This is a genomic window from Pseudomonas sp. 9.2(2024) (assembly GCF_039695385.1).
GTDB classification, from domain to species: domain Bacteria; phylum Pseudomonadota; class Gammaproteobacteria; order Pseudomonadales; family Pseudomonadaceae; genus Aquipseudomonas; species Aquipseudomonas paraglycinae.
In genome coordinates this window covers 4,882,032-4,898,599 of the sequence record NZ_CP155585.1, presented here as the reverse complement: position 1 = coordinate 4,898,599, position 16,568 = coordinate 4,882,032, and the positions used below count along the sequence as shown (strand labels likewise).

13 protein-coding genes are annotated in these 16,568 nt (G+C 61.3%); 7 read left to right on the top strand and 6 right to left on the bottom strand.

What is annotated here, in order from left to right:
- Positions 1-513 precede the first annotated feature (513 nt).
- The gene (locus ABFB52_RS22015; protein ID WP_085745109.1) at positions 514-3,408 is read right to left on the bottom strand and encodes a ribonucleoside-diphosphate reductase subunit alpha; all 2,895 of its coding nucleotides are present in this window, start codon (positions 3,406-3,408) and stop codon (positions 514-516) included.
- 736 nt (positions 3,409-4,144) lie between these two features.
- Here ABFB52_RS22015 and ABFB52_RS22010 point away from each other — a divergent pair.
- Positions 4,145-4,867: a response regulator gene (locus ABFB52_RS22010; RefSeq protein WP_085745108.1), complete on the top strand. Its 723-nt coding sequence runs from the start codon at positions 4,145-4,147 to the stop codon at positions 4,865-4,867.
- Positions 4,864-6,474 (top strand): ATP-binding protein, encoded by a 1,611-nt coding sequence (locus ABFB52_RS22005; RefSeq protein WP_007957745.1) that lies wholly within the window; start codon positions 4,864-4,866, stop codon positions 6,472-6,474. The genes ABFB52_RS22010 and ABFB52_RS22005 overlap by 4 nt, the downstream gene beginning before the upstream one ends.
- Before the next feature lie 6 nt (positions 6,475-6,480).
- On the opposite strand, the gene ABFB52_RS22000 is transcribed toward ABFB52_RS22005, so the two are convergent.
- Together ABFB52_RS22000 and ABFB52_RS21995 are read right to left on the bottom strand one after the other, a co-directional pair.
- Positions 6,481-7,206 carry a 4'-phosphopantetheinyl transferase gene (locus tag ABFB52_RS22000; RefSeq protein WP_129974098.1) on the bottom strand — a complete coding sequence of 242 codons (726 nt, stop codon included), beginning with the start codon at positions 7,204-7,206 and terminating at the stop codon, positions 6,481-6,483.
- A 182-nt stretch (positions 7,207-7,388) separates the two neighbouring features.
- Positions 7,389-8,180, bottom strand: a complete 792-nt coding sequence (locus ABFB52_RS21995) for a dienelactone hydrolase family protein (RefSeq protein ID WP_102688145.1) — start codon at positions 8,178-8,180, stop codon at positions 7,389-7,391.
- Positions 8,181-8,322: 142 nt separating this feature from the next.
- Between ABFB52_RS21995 and ABFB52_RS21990 the strand changes: the two genes are divergently transcribed.
- The 3 genes from ABFB52_RS21990 (at position 8,323) to ABFB52_RS21980 (ending at position 11,050) form a co-directional block, all read left to right on the top strand.
- Positions 8,323-8,925 carry a hypothetical protein gene (locus tag ABFB52_RS21990; RefSeq protein WP_129973962.1) on the top strand — a complete coding sequence of 201 codons (603 nt, stop codon included), beginning with the start codon at positions 8,323-8,325 and terminating at the stop codon, positions 8,923-8,925.
- Between the two features lie 104 nt (positions 8,926-9,029).
- Positions 9,030-9,707, top strand: a complete 678-nt coding sequence (locus ABFB52_RS21985; RefSeq protein WP_085745105.1) for a response regulator transcription factor — start codon at positions 9,030-9,032, stop codon at positions 9,705-9,707.
- The gene (locus ABFB52_RS21980; RefSeq protein WP_129973963.1) at positions 9,704-11,050 is read left to right on the top strand and encodes an ATP-binding protein; all 1,347 of its coding nucleotides are present in this window, start codon (positions 9,704-9,706) and stop codon (positions 11,048-11,050) included. The genes ABFB52_RS21985 and ABFB52_RS21980 overlap by 4 nt, the downstream gene beginning before the upstream one ends.
- 220 nt (positions 11,051-11,270) lie before the next feature.
- Here ABFB52_RS21980 and ABFB52_RS21975 read toward each other — a convergent pair whose 3' ends face one another.
- Positions 11,271-12,269: an AraC family transcriptional regulator gene (locus tag ABFB52_RS21975; protein WP_102688144.1), complete on the bottom strand. Its 999-nt coding sequence runs from the start codon at positions 12,267-12,269 to the stop codon at positions 11,271-11,273.
- A gap of 352 nt (positions 12,270-12,621) precedes the next feature.
- Here ABFB52_RS21975 and ABFB52_RS21970 point away from each other — a divergent pair, with 352 nt between their 5' ends.
- Complete coding sequence (locus ABFB52_RS21970) at positions 12,622-13,956, top strand: dicarboxylate/amino acid:cation symporter (RefSeq protein ID WP_064383574.1); 1,335 nt, start codon at positions 12,622-12,624, stop codon at positions 13,954-13,956.
- Positions 13,957-14,101: 145 nt separating this feature from the next.
- Positions 14,102-15,283: a CaiB/BaiF CoA-transferase family protein gene (locus tag ABFB52_RS21965; protein WP_129973964.1), complete on the top strand. Its 1,182-nt coding sequence runs from the start codon at positions 14,102-14,104 to the stop codon at positions 15,281-15,283.
- 8 nt (positions 15,284-15,291) lie between these two features.
- Here ABFB52_RS21965 and ABFB52_RS21960 read toward each other — a convergent pair whose 3' ends face one another.
- Positions 15,292-15,786 carry a SprT family zinc-dependent metalloprotease gene (locus ABFB52_RS21960; protein ID WP_007957760.1) on the bottom strand — a complete coding sequence of 165 codons (495 nt, stop codon included), beginning with the start codon at positions 15,784-15,786 and terminating at the stop codon, positions 15,292-15,294.
- Positions 15,787-15,944: 158 nt separating this feature from the next.
- Positions 15,945-16,547, bottom strand: a complete 603-nt coding sequence (locus ABFB52_RS21955; protein WP_007957761.1) for a Yip1 family protein — start codon at positions 16,545-16,547, stop codon at positions 15,945-15,947.
- Between the last annotated feature and the right edge of the window lie 21 nt (positions 16,548-16,568).

Sequence of the window (16,568 nt, the reverse complement as noted above, 5' to 3'; positions counted from 1 at the left end):
GGGGGCATCGCCTACGGTTTGCTTCGCTACACCTCCTCTCGATGCATGCGGCTGCGCCGCACGGTCGCTGCGCTCCCACCCCCGGATAAATCCCTCCACTCAGCCTTCCGATGGGGCCGGCACGTCAAAAGCCTTACTCGAGCTAACGCTCATCGTATTGAGTGGTGGAAGCAGGGATGTTTGCTTTAGTTCAACTCGGTCTTTCACGTCGGCGTATCTCTCCCAAACAACTCGGTCAGTCCCCTCTCCCTCGGGAGAGGGTTAGGGTGAGGGGGCTTTGGAGAGGAAATGCGGGAGTTGAGTTGGATGCGTTTCAAAACCCAAGTTCACCTCGGTATTTCACGTCGGCGTATCTCTCCCAAACACCTCGGTCAGTCCCCTCTCCCTCCGGGAGAGGGCTAGGGTGAGGGCGGCTTTTGGTTTTTTCGCGGACAAAAGAAAACCCCCGACAAACCAGAAGTCTGTCGGGGGTTTCTCGGATCAGGCGTTTCGCAACGCCCGATTCAGCTCAGCTTATTGGCAAGCTTCGCAATCCGGCTCGTCGATGGCGCAAGCCTTCGGTACTGGAGCCGGGCCGGCAGGGGCTGCCAGGACCGAGTCGTCGCCGTGGTTGCCGCCGCTGGATACAGCGTTCAGCTTGCCGGTGTTGATGGTCGACTTCTCGGTGCTGGTCGCGGCCAGGGCACGGAGGTAGTAGGTGGTTTTCAGACCACGGTACCAGGCCATGCGGTAGGTCACGTCCAGTTTCTTGCCCGATGCGCCGGCGATGTACAGGTTCAGCGACTGGGCCTGGTCGATCCACTTCTGACGACGGCTGGCGGCGTCAACGATCCACTTGGTGTCCACTTCGAATGCGGTCGCGTAGAGCTCTTTGAGTTCTTGCGGGATGCGCTCGATCTGCTGAACCGAACCGTCGTAGTACTTCAGGTCGTTGATCATGACCGAGTCCCACAGACCGCGAGCCTTCAGGTCGCGAACCAGGTACGGGTTGATCACGGTGAATTCGCCCGACAGGTTCGATTTCACATACAGGTTCTGGTAAGTCGGTTCGATCGACTGCGATACGCCGGTGATGTTGGCGATGGTCGCGGTCGGTGCGATGGCCATGATGTTCGAGTTGCGGATGCCTTTCTGTACACGGGCGCGAACCGGTGCCCAGTCCAGGGACTCGGTCAGGTCGACGTCGATGTACTTCTGGCCGCGTGCTTCGATCAGGATCTGTTGCGAATCCAGCGGCAGTACGCCTTTGGACCACAGCGAACCCTGGAACGTCTCGTACGAGCCGCGCTCGTCGGCCAGGTCGCAGGAAGCCTGGATCGCGTAGTAGCTGACCGCTTCCATCGACTTGTCGGCGAACTCGACGGCAGCGTCGGAACCGTAAGGGATGTGCTGCAGGTACAGCGCGTCCTGGAAGCCCATGATGCCCAGGCCGACCGGACGGTGACGGAAGTTGGAGTTCTTCGCCTGCGGTACCGAGTAGTAGTTGATGTCGATCACGTTGTCGAGCATGCGCACGGCGACGTCGATGGTGCGCTTGAGCTTGGCGGTGTCCAGCTTGCCGTCGACGATGTGGTTCGGCAGGTTGATCGAGCCCAGGTTGCAGACCGCGATCTCGTCCTTGTTGGTGTTCAAGGTGATCTCGGTGCACAGGTTCGAGCTGTGAACAACGCCGACGTGCTGCTGCGGGCTACGCAGGTTGCACGGGTCTTTGAAAGTCAGCCATGGGTGGCCGGTTTCGAACAGCATCGACAGCATCTTGCGCCACAGGTCTTTGGCCTGGATGGTCTTGAACAGCTTGACCTTGCCCGGGTACTCGGTCAGGGCTTCGTAGTACTCGTAGCGCTCTTCGAAGGCCTTGCCGGTCAGGTCGTGCAGATCCGGTACTTCGGACGGCGAGAACAGGGTCCATTTGCCGTCATCGAAGACGCGCTTCATGAACAGGTCAGGGATCCAGTTGGCGGTGTTCATGTCGTGGGTACGACGACGGTCATCACCGGTGTTCTTGCGCAGCTCGATGAACTCTTCGATGTCCATGTGCCAGGTTTCCAGGTAGGCACAGACAGCGCCTTTGCGCTTGCCACCCTGGTTAACGGCGACGGCGGTGTCGTTCACTACTTTCAGGAACGGAACCACGCCTTGCGACTTGCCGTTGGTGCCCTTGATGTACGAACCCAGTGCACGCACCGGCGTCCAGTCGTTGCCCAGACCGCCGGCGAATTTCGACAGCATGGCGTTGTCGTGGATCGCGTGGTAGATGCCCGACAGGTCATCCGGCACGGTGGTCAGGTAGCAGCTCGACAGCTGTGGACGCAGGGTACCGGCGTTGAACAGGGTCGGGGTCGAAGCCATGTAGTCGAACGAGGACAGCAGGTTGTAGAACTCGATCGCACGGTCTTCTTTCTGCTTCTCTTCGATCGCCAGCCCCATGGCCACGCGCATGAAGAAGATCTGCGGCAGTTCGAAACGCACGCCATCCTTGTGGATGAAGTAACGGTCGTACAGGGTCTGCAGGCCCAGGTAGGTGAATTGCTGGTCGCGCTCGTGGTTGATCGCCTTGCCCAGTTTTTCCAGGTCGAAGGAGGCCAGAACAGGGTTCAGCAGTTCGAACTCGATACCTTTGGCGACGTAGGCCGGCAGTGCCTTGGCGTACAGGTCGGCCATCTCGTGGTGAGTGGCGCTCTCGGCCACGCCCAGGAAGCCCAGGCCTTCGGCACGCAGGGTGTCCATCAGCAGGCGGGCGGTCACGAACGAGTAGTTCGGCTCGCGCTCGACCAGGGTACGCGCGGTCATCACCAGAGCGGTGTTGACGTCGTTCAGGGCCACGCCGTCGTACAGGTTCTTCAGGGTTTCGCGCTGGATCAGGTCGCCGTCGACTTCAGCCAGACCTTCGCAGGCTTCGGTGACGATGGTGTTCAGGCGACCCATGTCCAGTGGCGCGAGAGTGCCGTCGGCGCGGGTGATGCGGATCGACGGGTGCGCCTGTACCGGTGCTTCGGCGGTGGTGCGAACGGCGCGTTCCTTGGAACGGGCATCACGGTAGATCACGTAGTCGCGAGCCACTTTCTGCTCGCCGGCACGCATCAGGGCCAGTTCGACCTGGTCCTGGATTTCTTCGATGTGGATGGTGCCGCCCGACGGCATGCGACGCTTGAAGGTCGCGGTAACCTGTTCGGTCAGGCGGGCAACGGTGTCGTGGATTCGCGACGAAGCGGCAGCGGTGCCGCCCTCAACTGCGAGAAACGCTTTGGTGATAGCGACGGTGATCTTGTCATCGGTGTAAGGAACGACAGTGCCATTACGCTTGATCACGCGCAGTTGGCCAGGCGCGGTGGCAGCCAGATCCGAATTCGAATCGGCGGCCTGCGGCAAGGTGCCCTGCGGGTTCTCGCGAGTTGTGTCGGTTTGCATGGGGGGTGATCTCCACATTCTCTATGTTTGTTTGGGCACCATCATGGTGCTCACCGTTCTGGTCCGAAGCACTACAACCGACGGGTGTCGGGCATAACAACTTCGGACCAGTAGGAAAAAGGCTAATGACGCCGCATCCTTGCCGAAGTTTTCGGCCGCGAGCCAAGGCTCGAGCCGGATTACTTCCAGGGTGGCAGTAACGACTGCAACACCCGTACCGTTCCGGTCGTTGCCAACCTGAAAAACGGTGCCATCCGCAAGTGCGGTTTGGGCTTTGAAAAACTTGCTTGGTTCAACCGGAAACTGGCAATAAAGCACTTGAGTTTCAGGTCCGAAATGTGGTTGGGCTCTTGAATGGAAAACCCTATATGTAGGGTCTGTCCTCGCGCCGTGCTACAAGATAATGCGTTTCGAGGGGGCTTGCAACGTACGAGCTGTGGATAAACCTGTGCGTAAATTGTGTAAGAAACCAGGAATTCCCGTGTAGGCCGCTAACCTGCTGAGCTAGACCGTTTGTCACTGTTTTTCAGTCGGGAAAAACGCTTCAGCGGATTTTTAAGGGCGCGAACCCTATCACAAAAATCCGCCTTGTCCGAACGCATTTACCGACTTGTGTTCTGGCTGTACGCCGTTTATACAATCGGGCCATGCGCACGCATTCTTATCCTCCTTAAAGATGACAAAAAGACGGGAGGATCCTTCCTTTATAAGCAGCATCGGCAAGCAGAGGTCACCCGTGGAGCAAGAAGCCTGGCAGGTATTGATAGTCGAGGACGACCAGCGTCTGGCCGAACTGACCCGTGAATACCTGCAAGCCAACGGATTGCGCGTGGAGATCGAAGGCAACGGTGCGCTGGCGGCGGCGCGGATCATCAAGGAACAGCCGGACCTGGTGATCCTCGACCTGATGCTCCCCGGCGAAGACGGCCTGAGCATCTGCCGCAAGGTGCGCGACCGTTACGACGGGCCGATCCTGATGCTCACTGCGCGCACCGATGACGCCGACCAGATCCTCGGGCTCGACTTGGGTGCCGACGACTACGTCTGCAAACCGGTGCGCCCGCGACTGTTGCTGGCGCGTATCCAGGCGCTGCTGCGACGCAGTGACACACCGGAGGCGCCAGCGGGCAATCCGCGTCGTCTGCAGTTCGGTCCGCTGGTGGTGGACAACGCCTTGCGCGAAGCCTGGCTCAGTGACAGCGGCATCGAGCTGACCAGCGCCGAATTCGATCTGCTCTGGCTGCTGGTATCCAACGCCGGGCGGATCCTGTCCCGGGAAGAAATCTTCACCGCACTGCGCGGCATTGGCTACGACGGCCAGGACCGCTCGATCGATGTACGCATCTCGCGCATCCGCCCGAAAATCGGCGACGACCCCGATCACCCGCGCCTGATCAAGACCGTGCGCAGCAAAGGTTATCTGTTCGTGCCGGAAGCCTGCGTAGAACTGCCGCTGTGAATTCGATCTTCCTGCGCATCTATGGCGGCATGTGCGCGGCGCTGATTCTGGTGGCGGTGCTCGGCGTGCTGGCGCTGCACCTGCTCAACCAGGTGCGCAGCGAGCAATACCGCGAGCGTCTGGCCCACGGCACGTTTTCGCTGATGGCCGACAACCTGCAACCGATGAATGAAACCGAGCGCCATCGCGCCTTGCTGGTGTGGGAGCGGCTGCTCGGGATTCCGCTGGCGCTGAAGACCTTTGCCCAGACCGATCTCGATCTGACCCAGCGCACCCGGGTGCAGCGCGGCCAGGCGCTGGTCGAACAGACCGGCCCGCACGCGGCCAAGGTCTATCGGCTGGTCAGTGACAAGGATCAACTGGTGCTGGTGGGCGAGGTGCAGCAGATCAGCGAGCAACTGGCCCGGGCGACCATCTACCTGTTGGCCGATGAGCTGGTGCGGGTGCCCGTGGGCGAACAGCCCAAACGACTGGCGCAGTTGAAAGAAGACAAAGGCTTCGGCTTCGATTTGCGGCTGGTCACCGTCAGCGATGCCGACATGGACGAAGACCAGAGTCGTCGAGTGTCCGAAGGCGATACGGTGATGGCGCTGGGCAAGGGCGGCGATTCGATCCGGGTGTTCGCCGGCATGGTCGGCACGCCGTGGGTGCTGGAAATCGGGCCGCTGTATCAGATGAATCCGTACCCGCCGGAATGGCTGGTTTTGATCGCCGCTCTCGGCCTGACCCTGATCGGCCTGATCGTCTATTTATTGGTGCGTCAGCTCGAACGGCGTTTGCGCGGGCTCGAAGCTGCCGCCACGCGCATCGCCAAAGGCAGTCTGGAAACTCGCGTTCCGGCCCGGGGTGCCGACTCGGTGGGCAAGCTGGCGGCGGCGTTCAACGGCATGGCCGAGCACTTGCAGCAGTTGCTGGCCATCCAGCGTGAACTGGTGCGCGCGGTGTCCCACGAATTGCGCACGCCGGTGGCGCGCCTGCGTTTCGGCCTGGAGATGATCGGCTCGGCCACCACCCCGCAGGCGCTGGAGAAATACCGCGAGGGTATGGACCACGACATCGAGGACCTCGACAAGCTGGTCGACGAAATGCTCACGTACGCCCGGCTGGAGCAGGGCTCGCCGGCGCTGACCTTCCAGCGCATCGACCTGGATGCACTGGTCAATCAGGTGATCGAAGAGCTGGCGCCTCTGCGCGCCGAAGTCACGGTACAGCGCGGTTTGTGCCTGTCGGCGGCGGATTGCGATGACGCCTGGGTCGAGGCCGAGCCGCGTTACCTGCACCGTGCCTTGCAGAATCTGGTGAGCAACGCCATGCGCCATGCGCGTTCGAAGGTCACGGTCAGTTATCAGGTCGGGCAGATGCGCTGTCGGGTGGATGTCGAGGACGACGGCCCCGGTGTGCCGGAAACCGCCTGGGAGAAAATCTTCACGCCGTTCCTGCGCCTGGACGACAGCCGCACCCGGGCGTCCGGTGGACACGGACTGGGCCTGTCGATCGTGCGGCGGATCATCCACTGGCACGACGGTCGGGCGCTGATCGGCAAGAGCAAGAGTCTGGGCGGAGCGTGCTTCAGCCTGAGCTGGCCGAGGAATCAGGAGCGGCGCTGAAACCGCTTACGCCTGGATGCTGACCAGACTGAGCAACTGCCCGTCCTGCACGCCGAATTGCGCATCGAGCTCCGTGCCGTTGCGCCATTCGCTGGAGAGATCCGTCAGCAACCGCAGCCGCACCTGACCCTGTTCATTCCACTCCAGAACCTCGGCGTGTTCGAAGTAGAAGCGCTGCTGCACGATCGGGTACAGCGCCTTGAACAGGCTTTCTTTCACCGAAAAGGTCAGGGTCACCCAGAGTGCGATCTGATCCCGGGAACCGGCGGCCATGCGCTGCAATTCCGGCGGGGTCAGGATCTCTCCGGCCAGTCGTTCGGCGCGTTCGGCGTTGAGCAGGTTTTCCAGGTCCATGCCCAGTCCGCGCCAGTGCTGTTTGTTGGCGACAATCGCCGCCGCACGGCCGGTGCTGTGGGTGATCGAGCCGCAGATGTGTGCCGGCCAAATCGGCGCGCGGTCCTCGCCGATCGCCGGAACAGTGCTCGAGCCTTCCAGCTGCTGCAACGCCGCCCGTGCACAAATCCGCCCGGCAAGGAATTCCGCCTGCCGCTTCGCCACCGAACGCTGAATGCTCGGCGGCGACTCGATGGCGCTGCGGCGGAAGTCATCACCGAGCAATTGCGACGGATCGAAATGGGTGCTCAGCAGCACAGTGTCGGGCAACGCCGTCGGCAGCGGCCAATGGGCATCGAGCGGGGTGCAGCAGGCGGGGAGGAAAGGGCTGGGAGTCATGTCGGCATTTTGCCGGGTTGTCCTCGGGCTGGATAGTGCCGACATGATCGTTCCCACGTCGAGGCGTCGAACCGTCCGCGTGGGAATGCATACAGTGACGCTCCGCGTCACACAGCGAAGGGACGCGGAGCGTCCCGGGCTGCATTCCCACGCAGAGCGTGGGAACGATCAGCAACAGGGGTTCAGCCAAAGATTTTCTTGAAGAACGCCTGCATGTCCGCCCAGGATTTTTCATCGGCGGCCTTGTTGTAGCCGATATCCGGGCCACCGTGATCGCCGTGGCTCAGGCGATCCGCGTCGGGATTGCTGAACCCGTGCTTGGCACCGTCGAGGCTGACGAATTGATAGTCGGCGCCGGCCTTGTCCATTTCCGACTTGAATGCCGCGACGTTGTCCGGGGTGACCATGCTGTCCAGCGCGCCGTGCTCGACAAGGACTTTCGCCTTCACGCTACCCGGCGTAGCCGGAGTCTTGGTGGCCAGCGCACCGTGGAAGCTCACCACGCCGGCCAGCGGCACGCCCTGACGCGCGGCATTCAGCACCACGCCACCGCCGAAGCAGTAACCGATGGCGGCGATTTTATCCTTGTCGGTCTGTGGCTGTTTCTTCAACAGATCCAGCCCGGCCTGAAAGCGCTTGCTGGCCGCATCGGCGTTTTGCGTGGCGGCCTGCATGAACGCCATTGCGTCTTTCGGGTGCTCGGTGTTCTTGCCTTCACCGTACATGTCGATGGCCAGCGCGCTGTAGCCGAGCCCGGCGAGATCCCGGGCGCGGCGCTTGGCGTAGTCGTTCAGGCCCCACCACTCATGCACCACCACCACGCCGGGGCGCGGGCCCTTTATTGCATCGTCGTAGGCGTAGTAACCGATCAGCTTGGTGCCGTCAGCACTCTGATAGGGGATTTCCTCGGTCTTGATCGCAGCCTGGCTGAGGCCGCTGAAGACAAGGAGGGCGAGGGTTAGAAGCAGGCGCATGATCGGGTCTCCTGACAATAAAGGGTCAAAACAGCCTAGTTCATTTCATTCAGGCCAGGTTCAGAGAGCGTTCAGGGGCGGTACAGGGGAGGGTCAGTAACCTTGCGCCATACCCAAACAGCACTGTGAAAGAGGAAACTCCATGACTCGTTTAAATAAACTGCTGCTGGCTTTTACCGTAATGAGCGCCAGTATCGCGGCCCACGCCGACACCACCAACTTCGCCGGCCTGACCTTTGGCCAGACCAGCGACAAGATCAAAAAATCCAACGCCCTGAACGACAACCTCGGCCATCCGGATGCCACCGCGGCCATCGACGGCAACAACACCTACGGCCTGCGCCTGGGTCAGCAAAACAGCCAGGGTCGCTACTACGCCACCTACGACAACGTGTCCGGCTCGCACAATGGCATTAAACTGCGCCAGGAAAACCTGCTGGGCAGCTACGATCTGTTTTACCCGGTGGGTAGCAGCACCAAGCTGTTCGGCGGTGCCACGGCCGGTCTGACCAAGTTGACCCAGGATTCGCCGAGCTACAGCCGTGACAGCGACATCGGTTACGCCGTCGGCGGCCAGTTCGGTGTGTTGCAGCAAGTCTCGCAGAACACCTCGGTCGAACTCGGTTACCGTTACCTGCGCAGCAACGCCAGCACTGAGATGAAAGAGAGCGGCGGCAGCAAGCAAGGCTCGCTGGATTTGACCAGCAGCGCCCAGACTTACCTGTCGGCCAACTACGCTTTCTAAGCGATTGGCGTCAGGCCCGCGCCGGGTCGTCCTTCGAGGGGCGACCCGGCGCAGCCATGTGAGGCGAAAGCCTTTGGAGTTGTCGATTTACCCGGGAGAGCGTCATGAAACTGTTGGTCGTCGAAGATGAAGCGCTGTTGCGCCATCACCTGCAAACCCGCCTGACGGAGAGCGGTCACGTGGTCGAGTCCGTGGCCAATGCCGAAGAGGCGTTGTACCAGACCGGGCAATTCAACTTTGACCTGGCGGTGATCGACCTTGGACTGCCGGGCATGAGTGGCCTCGACCTGATCCGCCAGCTGCGCTCGGGCGCCAAGACGTTTCCGATCCTGATCCTCACCGCGCGCGGCAACTGGCAGGACAAGGTCGAAGGTCTGGCAGCCGGGGCTGACGATTATCTGGTCAAGCCGTTCCAGTTCGAAGAACTCGAAGCGCGGCTCAATGCGTTGCTGCGCCGCTCCAGCGGTTTCACTCAGTCGACCATCGTCGCCGGCCCGCTGTTGCTGGACCTCAATCGCAAGCAGGCGACCCTCGACGAGCAACCGCTGGCGCTGACCGCCTACGAGTACCGGATCCTCGAATACCTCATGCGCCATCACCAGCAGGTGGTGCCCAAGGATCGGTTGATGGAGCAGTTGTACCCGGATGACGACGAGCGCGATCCAAACGTGATCGAAGTGCTGGTCGGCCGTTTGCGCCGCAAGCTCGAAGGCCCGGCCGGGTTCAAGCCGATCGACACCGTGCGCGGCCTCGGTTACCTGTTCAATGAGCGCTGCACTTGATCCGTTCCCTTCGCGTCCGGCTGATGCTTGCCGCCACGACCCTGGCGGTGTTGTTCATGCTCGCGTTGCTCCCGGCGATGCAGGGCGCGTTCAGCCTGGCGCTGCAGGACTCGATCGAACAGCGGCTGGCGTCCGATGTCACCACGCTGATCTCCGCCGCACGGGTTGAAAACAACCGCTTGATGATGCCGGCACAATTGCCCGACGAGCGCTTCAACCTCACGGACAATCGCCTGCTCGGCTACATCTATGACCGCGAAGGGCATCTGGTCTGGCGTTCGAAGGGCACCCAGGAAGAGAAGATCAACTACACGCCGCGCTACGACGGCCTCGGCAACGAGTTCGCGCGGATCCGCGAAGCCAACGGGCAGGAATTCTTCGTCTATGACGTCGAAGTCAAACTGCTCGGCGGCAAGAGCGCGGCCTTCAGTATCGTGGCCCTGCAACCGGTGCGCGAATACGAAACCACCCTCGAAGGCCTGCGGGAAAATCTCTACCTCGGTTTTGGTGCGGCGCTGCTGGTGCTGCTCGCATTGCTGTGGATCGGCCTGACCTGGGGCCTGAAAGCCCTGCGCCGGCTTAGTCAGGAGCTCGACGAAATCGAAGGCGGAACCCTCGAAAGCCTCAGCGAACAACATCCGCGCGAACTGCTGCGCCTGACCGGTTCCCTCAACCGCCTGCTGCACAGCGAACGCCAGCAGCGCAGCCGTTACCGCGACTCCCTCGACGATCTGGCCCACAGCCTGAAAACCCCGCTGGCGGTGTTGCAAGGCGTCAGCGAAGACATGGCCCAGCGCCCCGAAGACCGCGATCAGGCGTGGGTGCTGCAAACCCAGATCGAACGCATGAGCCAGCAGATCGGCTACCAGTTGCAACGCGCCAGCCTGCGCAAAAGCGGTCTGGTACGCCATCAGGTGCGCCTGCGCCCGGTGCTGCAAAGCCTGTGCGACACGCTGGACAAGGTCTACCGCGACAAACACGTGCGCGTCGCCTTCAATCTGCCGGAGCACTGTTACGTGCCGATCGAGCAGGGCGCCTTGCTGGAAATGATGGGCAACCTGCTGGAAAACGCCTATCGCCTGTGCCTGGGCGAAGTGCGCATCAGCGTGCGTGAAAGCCTGGACGGAATCGAACTGTGCATCGAAGACGACGGCCCCGGCGTACCACCGGATCAGCGCGCACGGATTCTCGAACGCGGCGAACGCCTGGACCGCCAGCACCCGGGGCAGGGGATCGGGCTGGCGGTGGTCAAGGACATCATCGAGAGCTACAGCGCCAAGCTGACCCTGGGCGATTCGCCGATGGGCGGGGCGGCGTTCAGGATTCATTTTCCTGCGGTGTGAAAACGATCGGCCCTCACCCTAACCCTCTCCCAGAGGGAGAGGGAACTGATCGAAGTGTCTCTAGAAAATGATCGACCTGAGCGATTTGCATCGAATATGGATTCAACAGCAAGCTTCCAGGTCGGCGTATTTATTGAGCATCCCCCAATCAGTCCCCTCTCCCTCTGGGCGGTCCGACGTTTCGGGAGGGTTAGGGTGAGGGGGCTTTTGATCTTTGGCCTCACTGCTCCTGCGCCCGATAAGCCCCCGGCGTCAGCCCCGTCCACTTCTTGAACGCCCGATGAAACGCCGACGGCTCGGAAAACCCGAGCTGTTCGGCGATCTGTTGCAACGACAGATCGGCCCGCCCCAGGTGATAAATTGCGATGTCCCGGCGCAACTGATCCTTCAATTCCTGAAAACTGGTGCCTTCCTCGCGCAGATGCCGGCGCAAGGTTTGCGGGCTGATGTGCAGGTGCGCGGCAACTGCTTCGAGGTCCGGCCAGCGTGCGCTGTCATGGCTAAGCAAACGGCGCAGCCGGCTGCTCAGGCTGTTGCCGTCGTCCGGGCGGGACAGCAGGTCGGCGGGGGAGCGTTCGAGGAAATGCTTGAGGGTGCGTTCATCCTGCAACAGCGGCATGTGCAGATAACGGCTGTGAAACACCAGGCTGCTTTGCGTTGCCGAAAATTCCAGCGGGCAGGAAAACAGCAGATCGTATTCCGCCCCGTGCGCCGGTTTCGGGTAGCTGAAGCTCGCCTGTTCCAGACGAATCCGCTGGCCGATCAGCCAGCTGCCGAGGCGATGCCAGATCACCAGCAGGCTCTCGCTGAGAAAGTGATCCGGGTCCCACAATTGCGCATCGTCGAGGCTCAGGCGTACCCATTCGTCTTCGGGAGTCAGGGTCAGGCGCGGGGCTTCGGGGAATAGGCTATAAAACAATAAGCCGCGTTGCAGAGCCTTCTCCAGGCTGCGGCAATGGATGATGGCGTGGCACATCATGGCGAAGCTGCCGGGTTTGCTCGGCGCGTTGCCAAAACCCAGGTATTCGTCGTCCAGGGCCAGCCACAGGTTCTGGATCAGTTGGGTGAATTGTTCCGGGGCGATCCGCGCGCGCGGCTCGTCGAGCAGTTCGGGGCTGATGCCCAGTTGCTGCAGCAGGTCCGAATAGTCGTAACCCGAGCGCCGCGCGCCACCGAGGGCGGCGCGGGCAAAGTGACTGGCGATGGTGCGTTCGCGCATGAGCGGCAGATCCTTCCTCTGGCGACCGATGGTAGCGGCTGCCTTTGATCGGTAACAAGGCGGATTTCCGCCAAATTGTAGGACGAGGTCGGGCGAGTTGGCGGAAATCCGCCACACTTGAGTAACCGAACGGTGACACAGAAAAAGCCGGATCCCTGATATCAAAAGGCTTGCAGCGATTTGCACCAAAGTGGCACGACGTTTGCGATAAGAGCGACAGAAGCGTGCGCCGAGCCGGTCCGGAAAAGCGCCGTTCGACACAACAAATCCCTCCAGTGCAGGAGGGTTCGCAATTCAGGTTTCGCGTTCAACAGATGGATGTTGCCACGCGGGACTCTTGAGGAACTTTGCAATGACGACTCGTCAGCCACTGTACAAATCCCTGTATTTCCAGGTGATCGTCGCAATCTGTATCGGTATTGCGCTCGGCCACTACTACCCGCAGTTCGGCGTGGCCGTAAAGCCGCTGGGTGACGGGTTCATCAAACTGATCAAAATGATCATCGCCCCGATCATCTTCTGCACCGTGGTCAGCGGCATCGCCGGCATGCAGAACATGAAATCGGTCGGCAAGACCGGCGGTTACGCACTCCTGTACTTCGAAATCGTTTCGACCATCGCCCTGCTGGTCGGCCTGATCGTGGTCAACATCGTGCAACCGGGCAACGGCATGCACATCGACGTCAGCACCCTCGACGCCTCGAAAGTCGCGACCTATGTTGCTCAAGGCGCAGACCAGAGCGTTGTCGGCTTCCTGCTCAACGTGATCCCGACCACCATCGTCGGCGCGTTCGCCACCGGTGACATTCTGCAAGTGCTGATGTTCTCGGTGATCTTCGGTTTCGCCCTGCATCGCCTGGGTGCCTACGGCAAGCCGATCCTGGACTTCATCGATCGCTTCGCCCACGTGATGTTCAACATCATCAACATGATCATGAAGCTCGCGCCAATCGGTGCCTTCGGTGCGATGGCGTTCACCATCGGTGCCTACGGCGTCGGCTCGCTGGTGCAGCTGGGTCAACTGATGATCTGCTTCTACATCACCTGCCTGGCGTTCATCCTGATCGTGCTCGGCGGTATCGCCCGCATGCACGGCTTCAGCGTGCTGAAGATGATCCGCTACATCCGTGAAGAGCTGCTGATCGTGCTGGGTACTTCCTCTTCGGAATCGGTACTGCCACGCATGCTGATCAAGATGGAGCGTCTGGGCGCGAAGAAATCGGTGGTAGGTCTGGTGATCCCGACCGGCTACTCGTTCAACCTCGACGGCACCGCGATCTACCTGACCATGGCGGCCGTGTTCATCGCTCAGGCGACCGACACCCACATGGACATCACTCACCAGATCACTCTGCTGGTAGTGTTGCTGCTGTCCTCCAAAGGCGCAGCCGGTGTGACCGGTTCGGGCTTCATCGTACTGGCGGCCACCCTGTCGGCCGTAGGTCACCTGCCGGTGGCCGGTCTGGCGCTGATCCTGGGTATCGACCGCTTCATGTCCGAAGCCCGCGCCCTGACCAACCTGGTCGGCAACGCCGTAGCGACCATCGTCGTGGCCAAGTGGGTCAAGGAGCTGGACACCGATGTGCTGCAATCCGAGCTGGCCTCGGGCGGTCGTGGTATCTCCGACGAGCGTGAGGAAGATGACCTGGGCGTGGCCGAAGGCCCGACCCCGAGCAATGTGAAGTAAGCATCGCTTGAATGGAAAAACCCGCTTCGGCGGGTTTTTTCTTGCCTGCTGTTTGAGCGCAACGGTCAGCGCAACTGATGGATCCGGTAATTGCCCCATCGCCGATGGCTGCCTAGGCTGCATGCATCGTTGATGGAGATTGCCCATGCCTGCACCGCTGGCCTCACTGAAGATTCTGGATTTCTCGACCCTGCTGCCGGGGCCGTTTGCCTCGCTGCTGCTGGCGGATATGGGCGCCGAAGTGCTGCGCATCGAATCGCCGACCCGCCTCGACCTGGTGCGGGTCTTGCCGCCCCATGATCACGGCGTCTCGGCCAGTCACGCGTATCTCAACCGCAACAAGCGCAGCCTGGCGCTGGACCTCAAGCAGCCCGAAGCGCTGGAGCTGGTCAAGCAGTTGCTGGCGGATTACGACATCGTGCTGGAGCAGTTTCGCCCCGGAGTGATGGAGCGGCTCGGACTGGGTTACGAGGCGCTGAAGGCGATCAATCCGAAGCTGATTTATGTGTCGATCACCGGTTACGGCCAGACCGGGCCGTACAAGGATCGCGCCGGCCACGACATCAACTATTTGGCGCTGGCCGGGCTCTCCAGCTACACCGGCCGCGCCGACAGCGGGCCGTTGCCGCTGGGCATGCAGGTGGCGGATGTCGCCGGCGGCTCGCTGCACGGGGTGATCGGCTTGTTGGCGGCGGTGATTTCCCGCCAGCAGACCGGGCAGGGCACCCATCTGGATGTGAGCATGACCGATTGCGCGTTCAGCCTGAACGCCATGGCCGGTGCCGGGTATCTGGCCTGCGGCGAGGAGCCGGGCTGGGAGGATCAGATGCTCAATGGCGGCAGCTTCTACGATTACTACCGCTCCCGCGACGGGCGCTGGATGTCGGTGGGCAGTCTGGAACCGGCCTTCATGCAGCAACTGTGTGCGGCGCTGGGCCGGCCGGAACTGGCGGCGCAGGGCTTGTCGCCCAAACCCGAGCAGCAGCGGGCGCTCAAGGACGCCTTGAAGGTCGAGTTCGAGAAGCATGACTTTGCCGAACTGTGCGAGCTGTTCGCCGGGATCGATGCCTGCGTCGAGCCGGTGTTGAACCTGGGCGAGGCGGTGCAGCATCCGCAATTGCAGGCGCGGGAACTGGTGACCCAGGTGCCCCGTGGCGATGGTTCGATGCAGGCGCAGATGGCGTGTCCGCTGAAGTTTTCCGAGGCGTTGCCGGCGCCGCGGCATGTGGGGGCAGCGCTGGGGCAGCATACAGATCAGGTGTTGACGGAGTTGGGGTTGAGTCCTGAGCGGATTGCCGAATTACGCGCCGCGAAAGTCATCGCGTAGCTCGTGGGTTACTCGACCCGCATCTCGCCACTGAACACCAATGTGTTGCGACAGCGCCGGCACAGATAGCGCCGACCCTGCCTGACCAGGCTATGGCGCTGCGCCGAAAACGGAAAATCGCTATCGGCACACGGGCATTTGTAGATATAGCGGGTCACGCTGCGGCGTTTGACTTCATAGGTATGGCAGCGGTCCGGCGGCAATTCGTAAACGCCGCGCATGATCAGTTGCCACTCCTCGCCGTGGGGCTGGATGCGGTCGCCGAACAGTTGATGGGCGATCAGGTGCGCGACTTCGTGGGCCACGGTCTGCTTGAGGAAATGTTCGGTGTTTTCCCGGTACAGCTGCGGATTGAAGCGCAGCAGATTCTCGTGCAGATGCGCGACCCCGGCTTTTTGCCCGCGCAGCTTGAGGCTCACCACGGGGCGTTTGAAGGGACGTTTGAAAAAGGATTCAGCGAGTTGGAAACAGTCTTCGACGCGGGTATTGAGTTGCTCGGGCATGCTTGATGGATCTCCAGAGATTTGGAGTATGCCGCAACCTTTCGGCGTTGCGTATCGCCAAACTGCCGAATGGTCGCGACGTTCATTCCAGGCATGAGAAGGCCGCCTTGCGGCGGCCTGTGTTGGCGGATCTTGTTCTTCTCGGGAGGAACCGGTCGCTAATTGGTGTAGACAGGCCCCACGCCCAGACCCCAGACAATCACGGTAAACGCCATGATGGCGACCAGCACCACCAGACCCACCGCCAGCACCGAGCTGGAAAACAGGAAACCCTCGTCGGACGGAATGTTCATGAAGGTCGGCAGCCCCACATACAACAGGTAAACCGTGTAGCAGATGGCCGCCGTGCCGACGATCATCCCCAGCCACATGTGTGGATAGAGCGCCGCCAGCCCGCCGACGAACAACGGTGTCGCGGTGTAGGTGGCAAATGCCACGCAACGGGCCAGGCTCGGGTTGGCGTCATAGGTGCGGGCCATCCAGTGCACGAAGGCACCCATGACCGCGACTCCGCCGAGCATTGCCAGGTAAGACATGATCGTCATCCACAACGCGCTTTCGACGGTGAGCATCACCGGTGCGCGGTTGCCGATCACCCAGCCGACCTGAGTCGTGCCGATAAATGCCGAAACAGCGGGGATCGCCGCCAGAATCAGCGTGTGCGTCAGGTACATGTGGCTGATGCTTTCTTCCTGGTCGCCACGGATTTCCTTCCATTCCTGATCGGGGTGGGTAAAAAGTCCCACTACGTGATGGATCATGCCAGTCACTCCTCTCGTTAT

Bases quoted from the DNA above. Each gene is read 5' to 3' on its own strand.
- ABFB52_RS22015 (WP_085745109.1), bottom strand. From the start codon at position 3,408: ATGCAAACCGACACAACTCGCGAGAACCCGCAGGGCACCTTGCCGCAG.
- ABFB52_RS22000 (WP_129974098.1), bottom strand. From the start codon at position 7,206: ATGACTCCCAGCCCTTTCCTCCCCGCCTGCTGCACCCCGCTCGATGCC.
- ABFB52_RS21995 (WP_102688145.1), bottom strand. From the start codon at position 8,180: ATGCGCCTGCTTCTAACCCTCGCCCTCCTTGTCTTCAGCGGCCTCAGC.
- ABFB52_RS21990 (WP_129973962.1), top strand. From the start codon at position 8,323: ATGACTCGTTTAAATAAACTGCTGCTGGCTTTTACCGTAATGAGCGCC.
- ABFB52_RS21985 (WP_085745105.1), top strand. From the start codon at position 9,030: ATGAAACTGTTGGTCGTCGAAGATGAAGCGCTGTTGCGCCATCACCTG.
- ABFB52_RS21975 (WP_102688144.1), bottom strand. From the start codon at position 12,269: ATGCGCGAACGCACCATCGCCAGTCACTTTGCCCGCGCCGCCCTCGGT.
- ABFB52_RS21970 (WP_064383574.1), top strand. From the start codon at position 12,622: ATGACGACTCGTCAGCCACTGTACAAATCCCTGTATTTCCAGGTGATC.
- ABFB52_RS21965 (WP_129973964.1), top strand. From the start codon at position 14,102: ATGCCTGCACCGCTGGCCTCACTGAAGATTCTGGATTTCTCGACCCTG.
- ABFB52_RS21960 (WP_007957760.1), bottom strand. From the start codon at position 15,786: ATGCCCGAGCAACTCAATACCCGCGTCGAAGACTGTTTCCAACTCGCT.
- ABFB52_RS21955 (WP_007957761.1), bottom strand. From the start codon at position 16,547: ATGATCCATCACGTAGTGGGACTTTTTACCCACCCCGATCAGGAATGG.